General features: G+C 45.1%; 20 protein-coding genes. 11 read left to right on the top strand and 9 right to left on the bottom strand.

What is annotated here, in order from left to right; genetic code table 11:
• The first annotated feature begins 6 nt into the window (after positions 1-6).
• Positions 7-678, top strand: coding sequence for an HD domain-containing protein (locus ABUE36_RS12420; RefSeq protein WP_161002164.1), 672 nt, complete (start codon positions 7-9; stop codon positions 676-678).
• A 92-nt stretch (positions 679-770) separates the two neighbouring features.
• On the opposite strand, the gene ABUE36_RS12415 is transcribed toward ABUE36_RS12420, so the two are convergent.
• A complete protein-coding gene (locus ABUE36_RS12415) occupies positions 771-1,565 on the bottom strand; it encodes a hypothetical protein (protein ID WP_161002165.1) in 795 nt (264 codons plus the stop codon).
• A 10-nt stretch (positions 1,566-1,575) separates the two neighbouring features.
• Positions 1,576-2,073, bottom strand: a complete 498-nt coding sequence (locus ABUE36_RS12410; protein WP_161002166.1) for an aminoacyl-tRNA deacylase — start codon at positions 2,071-2,073, stop codon at positions 1,576-1,578.
• Between the two features lie 119 nt (positions 2,074-2,192).
• On the opposite strand from ABUE36_RS12410, the gene ABUE36_RS12405 reads away from it, so the two are divergent.
• From ABUE36_RS12405 to ABUE36_RS12385, 5 genes are all read left to right on the top strand, one after another.
• Positions 2,193-2,921 (top strand): GntR family transcriptional regulator, encoded by a 729-nt coding sequence (locus ABUE36_RS12405; RefSeq protein ID WP_178943181.1) that lies wholly within the window; start codon positions 2,193-2,195, stop codon positions 2,919-2,921.
• Between the two features lie 324 nt (positions 2,922-3,245).
• On the top strand, positions 3,246-5,630 hold the full coding sequence (locus tag ABUE36_RS12400) for a phosphoketolase family protein (protein WP_017261553.1): 2,385 nt from the start codon (positions 3,246-3,248) through the stop codon (positions 5,628-5,630).
• Between the two features lie 470 nt (positions 5,631-6,100).
• On the top strand, positions 6,101-6,547 hold the full coding sequence (locus ABUE36_RS12395) for an 8-oxo-dGTP diphosphatase (RefSeq protein WP_161002168.1): 447 nt from the start codon (positions 6,101-6,103) through the stop codon (positions 6,545-6,547).
• Positions 6,544-7,023 carry an NUDIX hydrolase gene (locus ABUE36_RS12390; protein ID WP_161002169.1) on the top strand — a complete coding sequence of 160 codons (480 nt, stop codon included), beginning with the start codon at positions 6,544-6,546 and terminating at the stop codon, positions 7,021-7,023. Before ABUE36_RS12395 ends, ABUE36_RS12390 begins: the two co-directional genes overlap by 4 nt.
• Positions 7,024-7,129: 106 nt before the next feature.
• Positions 7,130-8,017: a DegV family protein gene (locus ABUE36_RS12385; RefSeq protein ID WP_421016826.1), complete on the top strand. Its 888-nt coding sequence runs from the start codon at positions 7,130-7,132 to the stop codon at positions 8,015-8,017.
• 119 nt (positions 8,018-8,136) lie between these two features.
• On the opposite strand, the gene ABUE36_RS12380 is transcribed toward ABUE36_RS12385, so the two are convergent.
• From ABUE36_RS12380 to ABUE36_RS12370, 3 genes are all read right to left on the bottom strand, one after another.
• Complete coding sequence (locus ABUE36_RS12380) at positions 8,137-9,138, bottom strand: glycosyltransferase family 2 protein (protein ID WP_421016825.1); 1,002 nt, start codon at positions 9,136-9,138, stop codon at positions 8,137-8,139.
• A gap of 14 nt (positions 9,139-9,152) precedes the next feature.
• Positions 9,153-11,507, bottom strand: a complete 2,355-nt coding sequence (locus ABUE36_RS12375; protein ID WP_421016824.1) for a glycosyltransferase family 39 protein — start codon at positions 11,505-11,507, stop codon at positions 9,153-9,155.
• An 813-nt stretch (positions 11,508-12,320) separates the two neighbouring features.
• Positions 12,321-12,773 carry a universal stress protein gene (locus tag ABUE36_RS12370; protein ID WP_017261546.1) on the bottom strand — a complete coding sequence of 151 codons (453 nt, stop codon included), beginning with the start codon at positions 12,771-12,773 and terminating at the stop codon, positions 12,321-12,323.
• A gap of 345 nt (positions 12,774-13,118) precedes the next feature.
• Here ABUE36_RS12370 and ABUE36_RS12365 point away from each other — a divergent pair, with 345 nt between their 5' ends.
• The 4 genes from ABUE36_RS12365 (at position 13,119) to ABUE36_RS12350 (ending at position 15,805) form a co-directional block, all read left to right on the top strand.
• On the top strand, positions 13,119-14,129 hold the full coding sequence (locus ABUE36_RS12365; protein ID WP_161002173.1) for a lipoate--protein ligase: 1,011 nt from the start codon (positions 13,119-13,121) through the stop codon (positions 14,127-14,129).
• Between the two features lie 16 nt (positions 14,130-14,145).
• Complete coding sequence (locus tag ABUE36_RS12360) at positions 14,146-14,580, top strand: hypothetical protein (RefSeq protein ID WP_017261544.1); 435 nt, start codon at positions 14,146-14,148, stop codon at positions 14,578-14,580.
• A gap of 2 nt (positions 14,581-14,582) precedes the next feature.
• Positions 14,583-15,062, top strand: coding sequence for a hypothetical protein (locus ABUE36_RS12355; RefSeq protein ID WP_161002174.1), 480 nt, complete (start codon positions 14,583-14,585; stop codon positions 15,060-15,062).
• A gap of 95 nt (positions 15,063-15,157) precedes the next feature.
• Positions 15,158-15,805 carry a DNA alkylation repair protein gene (locus ABUE36_RS12350; RefSeq protein WP_161002175.1) on the top strand — a complete coding sequence of 216 codons (648 nt, stop codon included), beginning with the start codon at positions 15,158-15,160 and terminating at the stop codon, positions 15,803-15,805.
• Here ABUE36_RS12350 and ABUE36_RS12345 read toward each other — a convergent pair.
• The 3 genes from ABUE36_RS12345 to ABUE36_RS12335 form a co-directional block, all read right to left on the bottom strand.
• Positions 15,798-16,499 carry a VTT domain-containing protein gene (locus ABUE36_RS12345; RefSeq protein ID WP_161002176.1) on the bottom strand — a complete coding sequence of 234 codons (702 nt, stop codon included), beginning with the start codon at positions 16,497-16,499 and terminating at the stop codon, positions 15,798-15,800. The genes ABUE36_RS12350 and ABUE36_RS12345 overlap by 8 nt on opposite strands.
• A gap of 452 nt (positions 16,500-16,951) precedes the next feature.
• Entirely contained in the window at positions 16,952-17,077 is a 126-nt protein-coding gene (locus ABUE36_RS12340) for a putative holin-like toxin (RefSeq protein ID WP_161002177.1), read from the bottom strand.
• 410 nt (positions 17,078-17,487) lie between these two features.
• Positions 17,488-17,595 carry a putative holin-like toxin gene (locus tag ABUE36_RS12335; protein WP_161002178.1) on the bottom strand — a complete coding sequence of 36 codons (108 nt, stop codon included), beginning with the start codon at positions 17,593-17,595 and terminating at the stop codon, positions 17,488-17,490.
• A 970-nt stretch (positions 17,596-18,565) separates the two neighbouring features.
• Here ABUE36_RS12335 and ABUE36_RS12330 point away from each other — a divergent pair.
• Positions 18,566-18,946 (top strand): VOC family protein, encoded by a 381-nt coding sequence (locus ABUE36_RS12330; protein WP_017261540.1) that lies wholly within the window; start codon positions 18,566-18,568, stop codon positions 18,944-18,946.
• On the opposite strand, the gene ABUE36_RS12325 is transcribed toward ABUE36_RS12330, so the two are convergent.
• Positions 18,903-19,382: a GNAT family N-acetyltransferase gene (locus tag ABUE36_RS12325; protein WP_421016823.1), complete on the bottom strand. Its 480-nt coding sequence runs from the start codon at positions 19,380-19,382 to the stop codon at positions 18,903-18,905. The genes ABUE36_RS12330 and ABUE36_RS12325 overlap by 44 nt on opposite strands.
• Positions 19,383-19,417: the final 35 nt, after the last annotated feature.

Genomic DNA, 19,417 nt, shown 5'->3' with positions numbered 1-19,417 from the left:
GACAGCATGGCAGAAGGACTGACCCCAGCAGAGCAAACACAATTGGATAAAATTGAGTCTTACGCACGTCAGCAACTTGGTAGCGATCGTTCGGGACATGATTTTTTCCATTTGGAACGGGTCGCAAAGTTAGCAGATCGAATTGAATTAATCGAACAGACAGGTCAACGTTTTGTTGTTTTAGCAGCGGCTTATTTGCACGATGTTATTGACGATAAGCTTGTTGAAGATCCTGAGGCCGCTCACACGGCGTTGAAAGAACAACTTTCAAGATGGGATGTGAGTGAGGACAACGTAACGGATATTTTTGCAATTATTGATCACATGTCATTCAGCAAAAATCTTGGGCAGCATCAGACGCTGAGTCCGGCTGGTCAAATTGTTCAGGATGCTGATCGCATGGATGCCATTGGTGCGATTGGTATCGCTCGGACATTGACTTATGGTGGCCATCATGACCGGGTGCTGTATGATCCGGAGGTTGAACCTCGCCACGATATGACTAAGGCAGAGTACCGCAAAGCGGATGGCACCACGATTAACCACTTCTATGAAAAGTTGTTGCTTATTAAAGACCAGATGAATACCGTTACTGCACGAAAGATGGCAGAGCAACGCCAACGCGTAATGCTTGATTTTCTACATGAATTCAAACAAGAGTGGAATGGTGAAGCCTAACCTTTTGGACTATAAATGAACAGAGACTTAAAACACGCTGATCTCCAGAAAATGGACATCAGCGTGTTTCTTGTTTTGATAGAAGAATCATTTTATTTATCTTTGGTTAACCAACGGGTGACTAGGTTTACGACTGCAGAAAGCACAACGACCAGACTAAGTGCAAAGAAGACCGGCACTAGGTGCGCACGAGACCATTCCGTAAACGAACTTGTTAAAACGCCAGCACTTAAGCCGATTAGGCCGAGCAGAACAATGTACGATGAGACACCGGCACCGGAATTACGCAGGTCGGCACTACTTAGGTCGAATCCACCAACACTAAGGTTAGTCACTAATATTGCCCAAATGATCCAACGAACTGTGTTGACCAATAAGTTACCGTCAGAAGTTGCCGGTTGAAACAGATTACTAAGGGTTGGATGAATGGCGAACATTACCCAGTTATGAAACATTGTTGGCCATAACCAGGCGGTGATACCGAAAATGACTGCACTGACGCCGATAATTGGCGCAAAACCTATAAAAAAGTTACCCATTGTTTGGTAACTGTTGCCACTATTCCAGCGGTGATTGACATACCCTAATGTTAGCGCCTCCGGATCACTGCCCTGGTTTTCAGGGTGAGCGAATTTAATCAAACGGAGACCAGTAATTTTGTGACCAAACAACAAGGCCATGAGCAAGTGACTGGATTCATGAACAATAATACCAAGAAAACCTAGGTAAACTTGTGCGTTCATGCCGTAGTAAGTTGCGAGCCGTTGTTTGGTATTTCGATTGATGATGGTTAGCGCCCAACTGAATAGTAGCGGTAAAGCTAATCCGTAAAAGAAGACGGTCAGCAGACTGATCAAAATCTGCTGACCTAACGTACTAAATGACATGAAGTTATTCCTATTCTTCCTCTAAGTCTGTAAACGTACCATGGACAAGTTCAGCAACAGCTGTGGCATCTACTTTAACGGAGCGGCCGATTTTGCCAGATGATACGACAATGTCGCCCTGTTGTTGTGCCACGTTGTCGAAATAAATGGGGTACTGGTATTTTTCCCAAATGCCGATTGGCGTATTGGCACCGTGTTCGTAGCCGGTCGTTTTCAGCAGATCTTTGAGCGGCACCATACCAACTTTTTTATTACCAGACGCGGCCGCTAATTTTTTGTAGCTGAGGTGTGTATCTAGTGGCACCACGCCGACCAGCGGACCCGTGACATTTCCAGTGAGAACCAGGGTTTTATAAATGTTATGCTCATCGTAATCGTCATGATCAACATCGAGTTGAGCGACATCACCAGCTTGATGGGTCGCAAACTCAATTTGTTGGTAAGGAATCTTTGCTTTATCAAGGATCTTTTCAACGAGTGTTTTCTGAATTCTTTTTTTCTTAGCCATTCAATGAACCTCCGAGAGATTTAAAATTGGTACGAACCTAAAACACAATTGGCCGGACCAATATTTTTCTGGTATACTCTTATTAATCAGTATACAAGAGAAAGGAACTTTGCGTCGAGATGGCGGACTTAGTTTATAAAAATGTAATGCAGGACTTAAAACGTCGCATTAATGATAATCAGTTTCCAGATAAACGGCTGCCTGACGAGCGGAGCCTAAGTGAATCTTACGAGGTGAGCCGATCATCCGTCAAACGGGCACTTAACGTTCTGGCGCAACAGGGAATTATTTTCAAAAAGCGCGGGTCCGGCACGTTTGTGAACCCATTGTACATTAAAAATCAGGCGGTTTTTAGTTACGAAGGGCGTAATCTTGGGGTGACGGACTCAATGCGCGTTGATGGCAAGAAGCCGGGAATTAAGTTGCTCGACTTTCAAGTTATTCCGGCGACGCCAGAGTTGCAACAGGATTTATTCTTGAATGCAGATGATTTTGTGTATCAGATTAAACGCCTGCGGTTACTTGATCAACAGCCGATAATGATTGAAACTGGGTTTATTCCAATTAAGATCATGCCCGAGTTGTCGACGACCGTTGTATCTGGCTCGATCTTTAATTATCTGGAAGATATTAAACATGTGTCAGTGACTAAGTCGTTTATGACGGTAGGTGCTGAACCATCCGACGATAAGGATCAGGAGTTGCTGTCATTAAAACCAACTGAGCCAGTTGGTGTAATGAGTGGAATTTTCTTCCTGGATGATGGGACACCGTTTGAAGTGTCAAACATGCGGATTCACTACAAATACATGAAGTACAATAACTTCGTGGATCTAGATGCGGACTAAACTGAATAGAACATATTAAAAAACACTAAGAATATCAACTTCTCAGTGTTTTTTAGGTTCATTTTAAGGCTTTATTTGTTAGCATTGGGTCGGATTAGCAAAGGACTAATCCCGATAAGGGCGCGCTTTTGCTATGGAAATAAAGGTGAACTAACCAATGGAAACATTCGATCTTGGTAATTGGGTCGTACCAATTTTCTAAAAGGTTGACTTTTATTTAAAAGCGTCTATTATAGTAACTGTAAATTGACCGGTAAAAAAGTCGGTGGATTTCACAGCAAATTTCGTGTTATTAAAAATTATCTCGAAGGAGTGTAAATATTCATGGCAGTTGATTACGACTCACAAGAATACTTAGACAAAGTTGACGCTTACTGGCGTGCGGCTAACTACCTTTCAGTTGGTCAGTTGTTCTTAAAGGACAACCCATTATTGAAGGGTGACTTGACGGCAGAAGACGTTAAAGTTAAGCCAATCGGTCACTGGGGCACAATCGTTCCACAAAACTTCATTTACGCACATTTAAACCGTGCCATCTTGAAGTATGACTTGAACATGTTCTATATCGAAGGTTCAGGTCACGGTGGTCAAGTTATGGTTTCAAACGCTTACCTTGACGGTTCATACACTGAACGTTACCCACGTATCACACGTGACGAACAAGGTATGCAACGCTTGTTCAAGCAATTTTCATTCCCAGGTGGGGTTGCTTCACATGCTGCTCCTGAAACACCAGGTTCTATCCACGAAGGTGGGGAACTTGGTTACTCTCTTTCACACGGTGTTGGTGCTATCTTAGATAACCCTGACGTTATTGCTGCTGTTGAAATTGGTGACGGGGAATCAGAAACTGGCCCATTGGCTGCTTCATGGTTCTCAAGCAAGTTCATCAACCCAATCCACGACGGTGCTGTATTACCAATTATTCAAGTTAACGGGTTTAAGATTTCTAACCCAACCATCCTTTCACGGATGAGCGATGCTGACTTGACTAAGTACTATCAAGGTATGGGCTGGAACCCTCGTTTCGTTGAAACTGATGGTTCAGACCACAAGAAGGCTCACCAAGACATGGCTAAGGCCATCGATGCATCTGTTGAAGAAATCAAGGCCATTCAAAAGAATGCCCGTGACAACAACGACGATTCATTGCCAGTATGGCCATTGATCGTGCTTCGTGCACCTAAAGGCTGGACTGGTCCTAAGAAGGACTTGAACGGCGACCCAATTGAAAACTCATTCCGTGCTCACCAGGTTCCAATTCCGGTGGACGCAAACCACATGGAACACAAAGACATGTTGGTTGACTGGATGAAGTCATACAAGCCTGAAGAATTATTCAACGAAGATGGTACTCCTAAAGAAGTATTGTCAGAAGTTGAACCTAAGGGTGACAAGCGGATGGCTATGAACCCTATCACTAACGGTGGGATTCACCCAGAACCATTGAAGATGGACGATGTTCGTAAGTTTGCCGTTCCTGAAAGTGACTTGAAGGATAACTCCAAGCAACGGATGGACATGGAAGTTATGTCACACTTTGCTGGTGACATCATGAAGGAAAACCCAACGAGCTTCCGGATCACTGGTCCTGATGAAACTCAATCAAACCGTTTGTGGGGTCTATGGGATGCTTCCAAGCGTCAATGGATGGAAGACATTCACGAACCAAACGATGAAAACGTCGCACATTCTGGTCAAGTTATTGACTCACAATTGTCAGAACACCAAGCTGAAGGTTGGCTTGAAGGCTACGTTCTGACTGGTCGTCACGGTTTCTTCGCTTCATACGAATCATTCACACGTGTTATTGACTCAATGTTGACTCAACACTACAAGTGGTTACGTAAGGCGCAAGAACAAAACTGGCGTCATGATTACCCATCATTGAACATCATCAACACTTCCACTGTGTTCCAACAAGACCACAATGGTTACACTCACCAAGATCCTGGTATGATTGGTCATATGGCTGAAAAGGGTCACGAACTGGTTAACGAATACTTGCCAGCTGACGCTAACTCATTATTAGCTGTTATGAACAAAGCTTTGCAAAGTCGCGAAGTTATCAACTTGATTGTTGCTTCCAAGCACCCACGGACTCAATGGTTCTCCATTGACGAAGCTACGGAACTTGTTAACAACGGTTTGGGAATCATTCCTTGGGCTTCTAACGATGATGGTGCAGAACCAGATGTTGTCTTTGCAGCGGCTGGTACTGAACCAACGATGGAAAGCTTAGCTGCAATTACCTTATTGCATGACAGCTTCCCTGACTTGAAGATCCGCTTCATCAACGTTGTTGACCTATTGAAGTTACGTAAGAAGGGTGACGACCAAGACAACCGTGGTTTGACTGACGAAGAATTCGACAGTTACTTCACGACTGACAAGCCTGTTATCTTTGCTTTCCATGGCTTCGAAAACACATTGCGTGGTTTGGTTTACGACCGTCATAACCACAACATCCACTTCCACGGTTACCGTGAAAATGGGGACATCACTACACCATTTGACATGCGTGTCTTGAACGAATTGGACCGCTTCCACTTGGCTAAGGATGCCATCAACGCAACTAGCTTTGCTGAAAAAGCCGGCGAATTCAGTCAACACATGGACGACATGGTTGCTAAACACAACCAGTACATCCGTGATGAAGGTACTGATTTACCAGAAGTTAATGCATGGCAATGGAAAGACATTAAGTAGTCTCACTGCTTAATCTCTTCTCTGAAAATTAATAGGGTTCACACAGTCCGTTTGGATTGCGTGAACCCTATTTTTTTGTTTTCAATAGCAGAATGGTGGATGAATGACGTCTTCAGTTGCCAAAACTGAACTCCAGCTGTGGAACCGGTTCGAACCCCTGAGATGCGGGTTTCTCACCTCGCCGTGAAGCCGAAGGGGCACGTCTTCACGACAGTCCTGTGCAGTAAATTCGACTCAAACCGTCTCATTAACAGCACCCTCACGGCTTCTACTCAGTTTTGGCTCTCTTCGACTCATTTGACCACACTTTTGTTTTTGAACTTTATAAATTTGATTGAGTTTTAGCGTTTATAATCAAATCGCTAAATCAAAAGAACGCTTATTCGCAAAATTTCATGATTGCAAAACCACTGTATTAGCAAGATAATATAGCCACGCTGTCAAAACGCACAGGCAAAAGAGGAGGTAACATGGCGAAGACTGAGGAAGTTGAATTGACTAATATGGTGTTGGTATCAGATAACGAAACCAACCAGATTTTGGTTGAGGATCGCAAGAATCCTGATTGGCCTGGTTACACATTTCCGGGTGGTCATGTGAAGTCTGGAGAAAGTTTTGTTGATTCTGCCATTCGTGAAGTGAAGGAAGAAACAGGCTTGGACATTCATAATCCCATCTTTTGCGGGATTAAAGAATTTATGACTGAACATGGGCGTTATGTTGTCGCGTTATTCAGAACGGATTCGTATTCAGGCGAGTTACGGTCATCCGATGAAGGTAAGGTTTGCTGGATGCGCCGTGACGAAATGTTTGAACATGAGATTGCAGATGGCATGGATAAATTGCTTGATGTATTTGAAAAACGGAGTGTGTCTGAACTGACCTATTTAGAGAATCCGGATGGCGAATTCAAATGACTGAAGAGGCTGATGATCTGCTGTTTAGGCGTGACAAACGAACGTTTAATGTCCGTGCGAGTGGACTACTAGTTCGAGATGACAAGGCGTTGCTCCATTGTGATATTGATGACGATGGTCGGCCGTATTTCGCATTAGTTGGCGGCAAAGTTAAGTTTGGCGAGTCTTCTATTTCTGCGATAAAGCGGGAGTATCAGGAGGAACTGCATCTGGATGTGTTACCCACACGATTATTGTGGGTGATGGAGCATCAGTTTGGAACACCAGAAGACATCTGGCAACAGGTTAATTTCGTTCATTTACTCGACAGTCCACAATTAGCCAACTTACCAAACGAACGGTTTAGCGTCGGTCGTCACGCGTTTGAATGGATTAACTTACAGGACTTTCCGAACCTGCCAATTTATCCAGCAATCATTGGACAAGCGACAACATTGCCTACTGTTGTTCAATACGTCAACGATATTGACGACTAAAGTGATTGCTCGCTCGAAAAATGATGGCAAGTCGGGTATGATGAATGTACACAAATGGTTGTGAAAAAATTCTCTTCAACCAATAAAGATGAAGCGAGGCAGCGGGATGAAAACAGCTGTGATCACGGACAGCGCCAGTTACTTAGATCCTGAAGTAGCGAAGGCTGCTGGTATCCGAGTGGTGCCAATTACTGTAATTTTTGGCACCCAAACCTACTTAGAAAATGTTGATATTACCAGTGAACAGTTTTACAAACGAATGCGCGAAGAAAAGGCCATGCCGTCTACTGCCCAAGTGACGATGATGCAGATGCAGGAGCAGTTTGATGAACTGATCAAAGAAGGCTATGACGAAGTGATTTGTATTCACTTGTCGAGTGGCATTACGACGTTCCTACAAAACCTTGAAGCGTATGCACCAACTGTAAAAGGTATCAAAGTCTATCCGTTTGATTCACGGATGGCTAGTGAAGGTGAAGCTTGGTTGGCCTTATTAGCTGCCAAGATGGCTAAGGCTGGCAAAAACGCTGCCGAAATTTTGCCAGCGCTTGAACATTTGCGTGAAACGACGCACGTGTACTTTGTGGTGGACGATTTAAGTCACCTGCTCCGGACAGGTCGGATTACGAACAGTTCCGCTTTCGTGGGTAACTTATTGCGGATCAAACCGATTCTGACATTTGAAGATGCTAAAATCGTGGCCTTAACGAAGGAACGGACAGCCAAACGTGCCTTTCAGAAGGTTAAACGTGACTTTGAAGCTTCCTTGGGCGATGAAGATTATCCGGTGCGTGTCGGCGTGATTGACGGGAACAACCCCGACGCCAGTGCCACTTGGATGAGTGATTTAACCAGTGAAAACCTGAAAACGGACGGTGGCAAAGATCCTCAGTTTGAGGTTGCTCACATTGGGCCTTCCATCGGTGCGCATACCGGCGAAAAGGTCATGGGACTCGTCTGGGCCGAAGACTGGCAAACGCTCGGAGAAGAATAATAGAGTGATGCCGAAGCCCTCCGCGCCATCAATAAATTAAAAGACACAATATCCAAAGGGTCCCAAACATCATTAGCAAGTGCTAACGGTGTTTGGAACCCTTATTTGTGTCAATTTAGTTAGGATTGTTTTCTGATCTTTTGGACCTGACTAACTGGGATTGTCCGAGCCACACTGTGTTGATTGCTGGCGCTACTAGGAAAGCCCATTGTTTCGGCCACAACGTACAGGGGACGTTCGCGTGACTGATTGAACACGCGGCCGAGATACTGGCCCAGAATACCGATACTGAGCAGCAGTAGGCCACCTATCAGCAGGTCGACCACCAACAGGAGTGTCGTTCCGGTAAAACCGGTCCAGATAGCCGCGATTAAGGTAAGGACAGCGGCCATACATAGAACTCCGCCGGTCCAATTAGCAAACTTCAATGGCAGGTTTGAAAACGATGTGATGCCATCCATTGCCAGACGGACCATCTTGCGAAGGGGATATTTGGAGACGCCTTCGGTGCGTGGCTGGCGTTCGTATTCCACTGCGGTTTGTTTGAAACCAACCCAGCTGACCATGCCGCGAACGAAGGGTTCATCCTCATTCATTCGTTCAAGGACGTTGACCACTTTGCGATCCATCAAACGGAAGTCACCAGTGTCAACGGGAATATCGACGTTGGTGATGCTGTGTAGAATGCGATAGAAGGCTTTGGCGGAGGTTTTTTTGAACCAGGATTCACCATCACGCTGTTGTCGTTTGCCATACACCACATCTGCGCCTTGGTGCCAGGCTGACACCATGTCGGCAATGACAGCTGGTGGGTCCTGCAGGTCTGCGTCCATGACCACGACGGCCTGACCAGTAGCGTAGCGAATACCTGCAGTAATCGCTAGCTGGTGGCCAAAGTTACGGGAGAAACGGACAAGTCGCATCTCTGGATGGAAGGCGATTGCTTTACGAATTTTATCCGTTGTTGTGTCATTTGAACCGTCATCAACAAAGATAATTTCGTAGCGTTCGGGTTGTTGGGTGACAAACCCCTGAACGGTTCGAATCGTCTTCATAATGAGCGCTTCTTCGTTGAAAACAGGCATTACAATAGAAATTAGTTGATTTGAAGTATTCGTCATGGCTGTCATCCTCCTTAGTTCAGTTTGTATAGTGTGCCGCCATTACCACCCATGCCGCCAGCACCTGGTTGACCCTGTTTGGATGAACCAGTTTTGCTGGATGGTTTCTGCGACGGCTTAGTCATTTTCTTAGATGTGCCTGACGGTTTCTTGGTGCCAGCCTTTTTGGTGGCTGTTGGTTTTTGAGCACTGCCAGGTTTCTTCGTTCCCGATGGCTTCTTCATGCCAGAAGGTTTCGACCCGGAAGGCATTTGACCGCCAGGTTGGCCACCTTGTGTGCTGCTCGTTGGCTTAGTTGCCTTCTTGTTAGTACTACCATTACTGCTTGGTTTGCCTTCTGAGGTGCTTGTGGTGCCCATGGTGCCGGCACCGCCCATCATGGAACTAGCACTTGCACCGCCGTAAGTTTTGGCGCTTATCTTGGTACCGTGTTTCTTAACCCAGTTCACGATGCTGCCACTAGTGCTCTTACCGGCGACGTAGAAGTATTTGACCTGACCGGCTTTGACAAGCTGTTTAAACTTCGCAAGCGAGATAGCATTATCAGTACCGTTGAAACCACCAATCGTCATCACTGACTTACCGGTTTTGATAATATATGGCGCGGCCGTACCTGAATCCATTGTGGCAAACAGATATTTGGCGTTGCCGTTGTGTTTTTCGAGATACTTAATCAGTTTGGTATTCGCAGATTCGTTACCCATACCACCACTGTTACCACCGCCGCTGGTCAATAGATCTGGACCGGCTGTCGGAATAGCGGCGGATTCACCAGCAATAGTTGGCGTTAGTGACCAGAATCCAGGCGCCAGTGACAACAGAGTAATCGCAAACGTACTGGTAATAGCGACTTTGTGCCAGCTCGTGAATACGAAAGCAATCAACGCTGCTGTAATGACAGATCCGCCAGCAATGAGCCAGCTCAACCACGGATAGTAGCTATAAACGTACCATGCTTGCAGTGCCGCTGTGGCAAGTAATCCGATAGCAAAGAGATAACGTTGCCAAGGCTGACGACCTTCTTTGACGGATTTTACAAATGTGGCAATGCCAATTCCACCCAGAACAGCAAGCGGTGGTGCGAGCATAATCATGTAGTAGGGATGGAAGAAACTAGCGATACTGAAGAATCCGGCAACTGGCACGAGCCAACCAGCCCAGTACCAGAGCTGTTGTTGATTCCGCGTTGTTTGCCACCAGCGTTTCTTACGGTCGGCTTCATACAAGTAAGCGCCAACTAAGCCAGTTAATGCCAGTGGGAAGAACCAACTGACCTGACCGCCAAGTGCTTGCTGGAACAAACGGAATGGGCCAGCGGTACCGATGTTGAAGGCACCGCCACCACCGCCGGCACCAGCACCGGTTCCTTGTTTGCCACCAGTCATGCCAGTTGGTGCGCCGCCTTTGGAACCACCTGGCATCTGACCACCAGACTTTTTACCCGTTGGCGCCACGCCTTTAGTGCCGTTCTTTGACCCTGATGGTGGGGTGCCCGTTTTGCCCTTAGTTCCCGTTGGCGCCTGGCCAGATTTACCTTTACTACTACTGCCCATGCCAGGAAAGCGACTACCGGTTCCGGTCGATTGACCGAGCAAACGTTGTGAACCGTTGTAACCAAAGGCTAAGTTTAAAACGGAGTTCGTTGATGAACTGCCAATGTAGGGCCGGTTACTCTTGCTGGTTGAGTCAACAGCGACTGGCCAAGCTAACGTGAAAACTGCTAGGGCAATAGTGGCCATCACCAGATGGACTATCTTTTTCTTCCAACCAACCGTGCTGGCAATCCAGTAGAAGAAATACATTGCAGGTAGTAGCATAAACGCCTGCAACATTTTGACGTTGAAGGCAACGCCGATTAACGCAAACGAAACGATTACAAGCCACGTTTTCCGTTTGGCAACAGCACGTTGTAGAAGAAAACCTGCGAGTAATAAGAAGAAGACTAACGTCGCATCCATGTTGTTGGTCCGTGAATCGGCCACCACAATTGGGGTAATCGTCATGAACAAGGCAGCCAAGTTACCTGCCAAACGCCCAAAGTAAGGTTTGACCATGGCGTAGATCAGACCGACCGAGCCAATTCCAAACAGGATGGACGGCAACACGACACTCCAGCCGTGAACGCCGAATATTTTGGCACTGATCGCCATGAACCAGAGGGCCACTGGCGGTTTATCCACCGTAATAAAACTAGCCGGATCAAAGCTGGCATACCAAAAGGCCTTCCAGCTCTTCGTCATGCTGACGATTGCGGCCGTATAAAAATCGTTGGCCTGACCGGCTTCCCAGATATTCCACCCGTAGAGTCCGGCAGCGAGGACAAGAATGGCGACTAACCACCAGTCCCATCGTTTAACAAACTTACGCATAAGGTCACTTCCTATCGTTTAGTTTCAAACAAGAATGCGTGATTAATAATTGCTTGAACATTGTTGATTACGATAGACCTGCTTGCATAAATATGACTTAAGCGAAACTAAAAGGGAGCTTAAAACGGGTATACCAATGCTATTGAATGTTAGTGGCTGATGTCGCATTGCTGCGCCAACGCTAGGGAGCTTAAAATGATTGCATAAATATAGTAGCTGACTGACGCTTGCGGTTGTCGACATTGAAACCCCGACATGGGACCGGTTCAAGCCCGCAGTTCACGGTCTTTCACCTCGCCGTCAAGCCTCGTAAAGAGTCTTTCCGACCCGTCCGTGACCTAAATTCGGAAGTCCGCCGAATTTAGGTCACTTTCATGTCTTGGTTTCAATGTCGACGCCCTTCAGCTCACATTGAGGTTAAATGGGAAAATGGGTAATTGATGTTTTCACCTCAAAATGTGGGTAAAAATGTTTATTACCCATAATGCTGATTATTATTCACTTTTGAAAAGTGGTATTGAAATTGTAGGGTGGTTAGATGCACCTGTTTTAAAGCCAGAGTATCTCATTTTGTTAAGGCAAATGCGCAGTTGTAAATTTAAAGTTAGATCGATTTGGCCAGAATCCGCGTAAGTCAAAAGAACTTGTAATCCAAGCATTACAAAACCTAATTCAATAACAAATTGCCAACGCGCAACTTACCTTTTATGAGTACAATCCGCTACTTGAATGCGAATATAAGAACTTAAAAAAGCGGTAGATACCCTCAATCGAGAGTACCTACCGCTTTCTTAACTTCGTGATTTAATTATCTTACTTCTGGTTAACCTTAACAATCAGTACATCAACATCTGCGTTGCGGCTGACATAGTTGGTAACAGAACCAACCATCAACCGTTCAACAGCGTTCAAGCCGGTCGTGCCCATGACGATTAATTCACTACCATGGTCGTGAGGAAATTCACGCGAGATAACAGGCTTGGGATTACCAAAACGAACGTGGATGTCGACATCCTTAACGCCCGCTTTTTCAGCTTGTTGTTTCAAAGATTCCAAACGGTTTTGAACGTCTTCAACCAACCGGTAGATGACATCGCCGCTTACAGCGCCACCATAACTATCTGAGAATTGGTTAACCTCCAAAACGTTCAGGATGTCTAGGTGCGTATCGTTGCGTTTGGCAACCTCAATTGCCTTTTCCAGAACTGGTTCAGTTGCTTTTGAACCATCAACTGGGGCAAGAATATTTTTGTATTGCTGTAACATCGCTGTGTGCCACCTTTCTATCAATCAGGAACTCTGATGTTTTTGCCTTATGTTTATTATACCTTTTATCAGTCATAATGTAAGCGATTTACTAATTTATGATGTGCAAATGTAAACTTATTTGGTTACCAATAATTAACGTCGTGGCCAATGAAATTATAATAAATACGAATCGAAAAGTTTGTGAAATTATAAAACGAAAAGCCGTTAAATTAGCGATTGTTTCCGCTTTCAGAAAGTGCTAACATCAATGGTGAAAACGTGATTTGCCTATGTATCAGGAGTTGAAAACTGCTATACCGGGTGAACCATAATTATAAAAAATGCTTAGGGGGATTTAACGTTATGTACTATGTTTCGATGAAGTCACACAACATTGGCGAGAACTTAGCCACCGAGCAATATTTGATGAACAACAAAAAGTTTGATGAACCGTTATTACTTTTCTATTACGAGGAACCATGTATCATCGTTGGACGTAATCAAAACACTCAAGAAGAAATTAACCAGAAGTATGTTCAAGAGCACAACATTCGGGTAACCCGTCGTCTGTCCGGTGGTGGTGCTGTTTATCAAGATCTTGGAAACCTATGTTTCAGTTTCGTGGTGGACTCAAACAGTGAAGAATTTGGCGATTTCAAATCTTTCACAAAACCAATTGTAGACGCGTTACACAAGATGGGTGCGACAACCGCTGAAGTTTCTGGTCGTAACGACATTCTCGTTGATGGCAAAAAGTTTTCTGGGAACGCTATGTACACCCGTAATGGGAAGACATTCTCACACGGCACGTTAATGCTTAACGTGGATCTTGATGTTGTGACGCATGCGCTCAATGTACCAGAAGATAAAATTGCTTCGAAGGGGATCAAGTCCGTTCGCTCACGGGTTACTAACCTGCGTCCTTACTTGGATAAAGAGTATCAAGATATTGATGTCCCAACGTTCCGTGATATTTTATTGAAAGAATTGTTTAACGTTGACGACCTCGCTGACATCAAGGACCGTGAAGTCCAGGTTACTGATGACGATCAGAAAGAAATCGACAAGTTGTACGAACAATATTACAATAATTGGGACTGGGTTTACGGTAAGTCACCAGAATTTACGGTAAAGAAGCGTCAGCACTTTGATTACGGGACGATTGATGCACGTTTGAACGTTGATGACGGTAAGATCAACAACATCAAGTTCTACGGGGATTTCTTCGGACCAGAGGATGTTTCTGCACTGGCTGACAAACTGACGGGCGTGAAGTATGACCGTGACGATTTAGCATCTGCTTTGGCAGACGTGGACCTGGCAAAATACTTCGTCGGCATTTCGAAAGAACAATTGGTCGATTTGTTGGCATAGAAAGGTTTTTGTCTAGATGAGAGATGTACGTGTCGTCAGCTTGACGATTGCTTCCTGGATTTTCTACACGATCGTGAATGCGGGGGTCTACTTTGGCTTTGGCAAGAGTGCGAGCCAGCAGTGGCCACATTTTCTGGCAAACGAAGGCATCATGTTAGTCTTTGTCGCTATCCCTGTCATTATGTTTGCGCTTAACTGGCGGTTTTCAGTATATCCGCAGTCTTTCGTTCTGATTATTTTGACAGCTGTGCTACTCTTAGCGGTGGTGCAGACGTTTACGGGCCACGGGGTGGTTTTCATAAACGTAATGATCGATCTGTTTGCGGTGATTGGTTTAATTACCAACTTCGAAGCCTTTGTGGCGGGCGCACGATTCCGTCGCAACTACGAGGAAAACAACCGTATTTGGGTCGAGCGCAAGGCAAATAAACAAGCGAACGGGAGAAAATAACCATGGAAGAAAAAGTTGCCGATTTTTTACAGGCATTGCAAGATGAAACGTATGTGGCAACCTCATCCACAACCACGTTTGACAAACTGAATGATGATCCAGAAGGCGTCATGGCTGACAGCATTGCCTTTGCACAGAAACAACTCGCAGCTGGTAAGTTAATTCAAACACGGGTTGATATCACCGGCTTTCACGATGTTGAAATGAATGTTCGTTTAGAAAGCTCATTGATCAATTTGCCGTTTGCTTATGCGAATGAGATTGATAAAATGCTTGATCCTGACGACGAACGTGAAGTCAACCTGTACATGATTTTCGACTCGCCAGCGATCAATGTGTCCAAGATGCGGATTGATATGGCCAGTTCTGTTCAGGCATTTTTAGACGATCCGGATTCCGTGAGTGCCAAAATTACTGACTGGCTTCGCGAACAGATTGAAAAGCTGGAAACAGCTGATGCTGAAAAAGAAGCCGAGGATTAGTTTTCACAATTAAATAAGGGTTTCAATTGCGGCGAGTATTAGTGAAAAGTGGTCTTTCACTGATACTCGCCGTTTACATAAGGTGGGTTTGAAAGATGATAACAGCTTTTTTAAAGGGTGATCCCAAGACGGCTGAGGGAATGGCCGCATACATGAAGAACAAGTTTCCGTTTGCTGGTGTTAAGTCACCGGAGCGTAGGAAACAGGAACATACGCTGCTGGTTGATAGTAAGCAGTTAACGTTGCCAGAATTGAGACGGCAGTTTGCGACACTATACGCGCTACCAGAGCGTGAGTATCAATACGTCGCCGTTGATATGATGCAACATAACGTCACTCGGCTGACACGGGATGATCTAGCATGGCTGAGTGACTACATTACGGTCAAACCTTGGTGGGATAGTGTCGACGCTATTCGTGGCGTAATTGGTCGCGTTGTCAAACGTCATCCAGACTGGTTAGCAGAAGTTGGTTCATGGTATAAAGAAAAGCCCGACTTCTGGCAACGCCGGGTGGGCATTACCTTGCAGTTAGGCTTTAAAACGTTAACGAATGAGACATATTTACGTGAGATGATGCTGGCTGATTTAGCGACCGACGAATTTTTTATCCAAAAGGCGATTGGCTGGTCGTTACGTGATTACAGTAAGACTAATCCGGATTGGGTGCGTCAATTTATAATTGACCATCAATCCAAGATGAGTTCGTTGGCCGTCCGTGAGGGCAGTAAATACCTCAATTAAGGTCGCGAATCGCATCAATCCATTCACGCACAAACCGAACGGCTTCGTGAAGGATAATTGGCAGCAACGCAATACCAATGCAGATAAACGTAAAGTAGTTTTTGACAAACTGTGTTTTGCCAAAGAAAAATCCCGCTAGTGTGGCGATCAAGATCCAAGCCACGACGCCAATTGTGTTAAATAGATGAAATTGGCGTTGATCCATCTTGGTTTCACCGGCAATGAGTGGCATGAAAAGGCCGACGATAGGAACAAACCGTGCAATGATTAGGAAGCTACCACCGTACTTCTCAAAGTAGACCTCGGATTGAGACAGTCGCTTCATGGTTTTACTTTGCGATTTACCCTCATCACGTTTTTGTTGAATATGGGCATCGGCCCGTGCTTTCATGCGGATACCGGTGCGGTATTTAATGGTCGAACCGACCAGTGTCATCACCACGAAACCAATCAACAAGAGGTAGATGTTGAGCACCGAAGACCGGTTCGCAGAAATTGCTCCGGCGACAAACAGCAGCGACTGCGCTGGTAAGAACGAGAATAACAGGTAGGCACTTTCTAAAAAGAGGACAGCAAATAGCACCACATAGCCCCAGTAATTAAATTGGTTGGTCCACGGCACTAAAAAGGCTAGTGGGTGGAAAATAAATTCAAGTACCCACGCCAGGCGGGTGGAAGTCAGGAAGTTTGTCATAGTAGTCTTACTATACTTGCAAACGACTAGAATGCCAAGCAAAGAGGGTACGTCATGGGCAAACTTTGTTGGACATCTTGCTAAACGGAGGTGTTATAATAACGAAGTAAAAGGATGCCACTGGTGATGGCATCCTACCGATCCGCAAAAGCGGTGGTGTGTTGCGTTAACGAGCACTCGTCAACTTCCCAAAATATACGACGACTGACCATTTTTTTACGTTAACAGCAGGCCATAATGACTGCTATTAACTGAACGATTAGTTGAATGTTTTCTGTCACATGAATCATCCAATTGTACTGACTCTTTTTAGGATGAACATGTTATAATGAAAACGTAAAAAGGATGCCACTAGTGATGGCATCCTACCGATCCGCAAAAGCGGTGGCGCTAGATGATCAGCGAGCAATCGTCAGCTTTCCAAAGTTTACGACGACTGCTCGTTTTTTACGTTAACAGCAATCCATAATGACCGCTATTAACTGAACGACCAGTGCGAGAAGGCCCACAACGAACATGGCAAACTCCAACACTAGCTGCAGTGCATCCTTTACGGACACGAGGTAACTCCTTTCCATCAGATTCTGCGGCAATACGGTAAAAAATTCTTACCCCATTAGCACCATCTTCTTTCAGACGTATAAATACGCCAGAGTCACCACCGTCTTCACTTCTCGGTAACAAAAATTATAGCAAACCAAGCGACACGGTTCCCTCGATTTAGATGAGGTTTCCATGCCGTTTTCATGAGAAAGTCAGTAAGATGATAGTATCTATAAATGCTGTTATATCAATCAATTGAACGATTTGTTTTTACATGAATCATCCAATTGTACTGACTCTTTTTAGGATGAACATGTTATAATAACAACGTAAAAGGGATGCCACTTGCGATGGCATCCCTACCGATCCGCAAAAGCGGTGGTGTGAACGATAAACGAGCAATCGTCAACTGTCCAAAGTTTACGACGACTGCTCGTTTTTTACGTTAACAGCAGGCCATAATGACCGCTATTAACTGAACGACCAGTGCGAGGAGGGCCACAACGAACATGGCAAACTCCAACACTAGCTGCAGTGCATCCTTTACGGACACGAGGCAATCTCCTTTCAGCAGATTCTACGGCAATACGGTAAAAAATCTTTACCCCATTGGCACCATCTTCTTTCGGACAAAAAGACCACCACCGTCTTCACTTCTCGGTAACAAAAATTATAGCAAACCGAACGAGACGGTTCCCTCGATTTAGATGAGGTTTCTATGCCGTTTTCATGAGAAAATCAGTAAGATGATAGCTTCTATAAATGCTGTTATATCAGTCAATTGAACGATTTATTTTTACATGAATCATTGAATTTAACCGATTCTTTTTAGGATGAACATGTTATAATGACAACGTAAAAAGGATGCCACTAGAGATGGCATCCTACCGATCCGCAAAAGCGGTGGTGTGTTGCGTTAACGAGCACTCGTCAACTGTCCAAAGTTTACGACGACTGCTCGTTTTTTACGTTAACAGCAGGCCATAATGACTGCCGGTCGGCGCAACGGCATGCTACTCGCTCAATGAGCCAGCCTAAATCCACACAGATACTAAATATGTACTTTCAGCCCATAAAATTCTGACTTCTGCGCCTCCCGCATTTGCATTCATCTCAATAAGATGTTAGTGTATTTACATGCGATGAGTCGAGATCAGCCAGACGGCAGTAATGTCGTTCCTCTGCGGAGGCTAGTGGCTATCGAAGCCGGGGGCACGTTTTTCCTTCGTATAAGGAGTGCTTGATCGTTCGTGTTGTGGAACACGGCGGCCCACCCACCGACTACTAATCGGGTGCCGGTACTCAGTTCTTCGTGATTGAAGAACCCCTCAAGTCTGGGAGGTATACCAGACACGCCAAACTAACTTCTATCATTTATGATAGAAGCTTTTTTTTGCCCATTTTGTTGAGTGCTTGAGTTAAGCATTCAAAATGGATGAAGTTGGCGAGTATGCTACACTAATATGTAAGGAGTGCGACCTGAGCACAAGTAATCGCTAAGCCGCACACAGAGGAGGGCACACATGGAATTAAGCACATTGCATCACATCGCAATCGTCGTTTCAAACTACACGAAGGCCAAGGATTTTTACATCACGAAGCTTGGTTTTCAGATGGTCAGTGAATATGACCGTCCAATTAAACATGATACCGTGATCATGCTTTGTGCTGGCAACGTTCAGTTGGAACTCTTTGTGCGTCCAAACAGTCCGGCACGGTTAACGTATCCAGAGGCGCTTGGTTTACGCCACATTGCCTTTATGGTGAAAGATGTGTCGCAAACAGTGATTGAGTTAGCTGAACTGGGTGTGAAGTCTGAACCAATTCGCCATGACGAGTTCACTGGGAAGGCAATGACGTTTATTCACGACCCTGATGGGCAGCCAATTGAGTTGCATGAGTAATTGCCAATGGTTCGTGAACCATCTTGATGTGTGGTGTGTGGTTGAATAAGAACACATCGCCCACAGCGTGAAAACCAAATTTTGTATATAACCCCTGAACCTGTTCTTGGGCTTCAATTTCGACGGGTAGATCGCTGAAGTGACCATTCAATACTTGCATGATCTGTTCGAGTAGCAACCGTCCATAACCTTGTCCACGAACATCAGGAATCGACAGCACGCGGCCAAACGTCACGTGCTTTTCTTCTGTGAAAATTCGTGCGTATGCAACAAGACGCCCATTTTCGTAATCCATTAAATGTAGTGCTGTTTTGTCATGCTCATCGACTTCTTGATAAATCCGGTTTTGATCGACCACAAAGGTCTGGATTCGTGCATAGAAGATGTCGTATAATTCATTTGGAGTTAATTTGGAGAACCGTTTTAATTGCCACATAGTGTTACTTCTTTCGTTATTAATGGCATTTAGTA

It is taken from the genome of Furfurilactobacillus cerevisiae (genome assembly GCF_048961765.1).
Taxonomy (GTDB): Bacteria; Bacillota; Bacilli; order Lactobacillales; family Lactobacillaceae; genus Furfurilactobacillus; species Furfurilactobacillus milii_A.
The sequence above is the reverse complement of the archived record's forward strand: the minus strand, read 5'-3'. Positions and strand labels throughout refer to the sequence as shown.

Coding starts and splice junctions, on each gene's coding strand:
- ABUE36_RS12375 (WP_421016824.1), bottom strand. CDS start 11,507: ATGCGTAAGTTTGTTAAACGATGGGACTGGTGGTTAGTCGCCATTCTT.
- ABUE36_RS12380 (WP_421016825.1), bottom strand. CDS start 9,138: ATGACGAATACTTCAAATCAACTAATTTCTATTGTAATGCCTGTTTTC.
- ABUE36_RS12340 (WP_161002177.1), bottom strand. CDS start 17,077: ATGGAAAGGAGTTACCTCGTGTCCGTAAAGGATGCACTGCAGCTAGTG.
- ABUE36_RS12385 (WP_421016826.1), top strand. CDS start 7,130: ATGAAAACAGCTGTGATCACGGACAGCGCCAGTTACTTAGATCCTGAA.
- ABUE36_RS12345 (WP_161002176.1), bottom strand. CDS start 16,499: ATGACAAACTTCCTGACTTCCACCCGCCTGGCGTGGGTACTTGAATTT.
- ABUE36_RS12355 (WP_161002174.1), top strand. CDS start 14,583: ATGGAAGAAAAAGTTGCCGATTTTTTACAGGCATTGCAAGATGAAACG.
- ABUE36_RS12390 (WP_161002169.1), top strand. CDS start 6,544: ATGACTGAAGAGGCTGATGATCTGCTGTTTAGGCGTGACAAACGAACG.
- ABUE36_RS12350 (WP_161002175.1), top strand. CDS start 15,158: ATGATAACAGCTTTTTTAAAGGGTGATCCCAAGACGGCTGAGGGAATG.
- ABUE36_RS12405 (WP_178943181.1), top strand. CDS start 2,193: ATGGCGGACTTAGTTTATAAAAATGTAATGCAGGACTTAAAACGTCGC.
- ABUE36_RS12395 (WP_161002168.1), top strand. CDS start 6,101: ATGGCGAAGACTGAGGAAGTTGAATTGACTAATATGGTGTTGGTATCA.
- ABUE36_RS12365 (WP_161002173.1), top strand. CDS start 13,119: ATGTACTATGTTTCGATGAAGTCACACAACATTGGCGAGAACTTAGCC.
- ABUE36_RS12415 (WP_161002165.1), bottom strand. CDS start 1,565: ATGTCATTTAGTACGTTAGGTCAGCAGATTTTGATCAGTCTGCTGACC.
- ABUE36_RS12360 (WP_017261544.1), top strand. CDS start 14,146: ATGAGAGATGTACGTGTCGTCAGCTTGACGATTGCTTCCTGGATTTTC.
- ABUE36_RS12370 (WP_017261546.1), bottom strand. CDS start 12,773: ATGTTACAGCAATACAAAAATATTCTTGCCCCAGTTGATGGTTCAAAA.
- ABUE36_RS12325 (WP_421016823.1), bottom strand. CDS start 19,382: ATGTGGCAATTAAAACGGTTCTCCAAATTAACTCCAAATGAATTATAC.
- ABUE36_RS12420 (WP_161002164.1), top strand. CDS start 7: ATGGCAGAAGGACTGACCCCAGCAGAGCAAACACAATTGGATAAAATT.
- ABUE36_RS12400 (WP_017261553.1), top strand. CDS start 3,246: ATGGCAGTTGATTACGACTCACAAGAATACTTAGACAAAGTTGACGCT.
- ABUE36_RS12330 (WP_017261540.1), top strand. CDS start 18,566: ATGGAATTAAGCACATTGCATCACATCGCAATCGTCGTTTCAAACTAC.
- ABUE36_RS12410 (WP_161002166.1), bottom strand. CDS start 2,073: ATGGCTAAGAAAAAAAGAATTCAGAAAACACTCGTTGAAAAGATCCTT.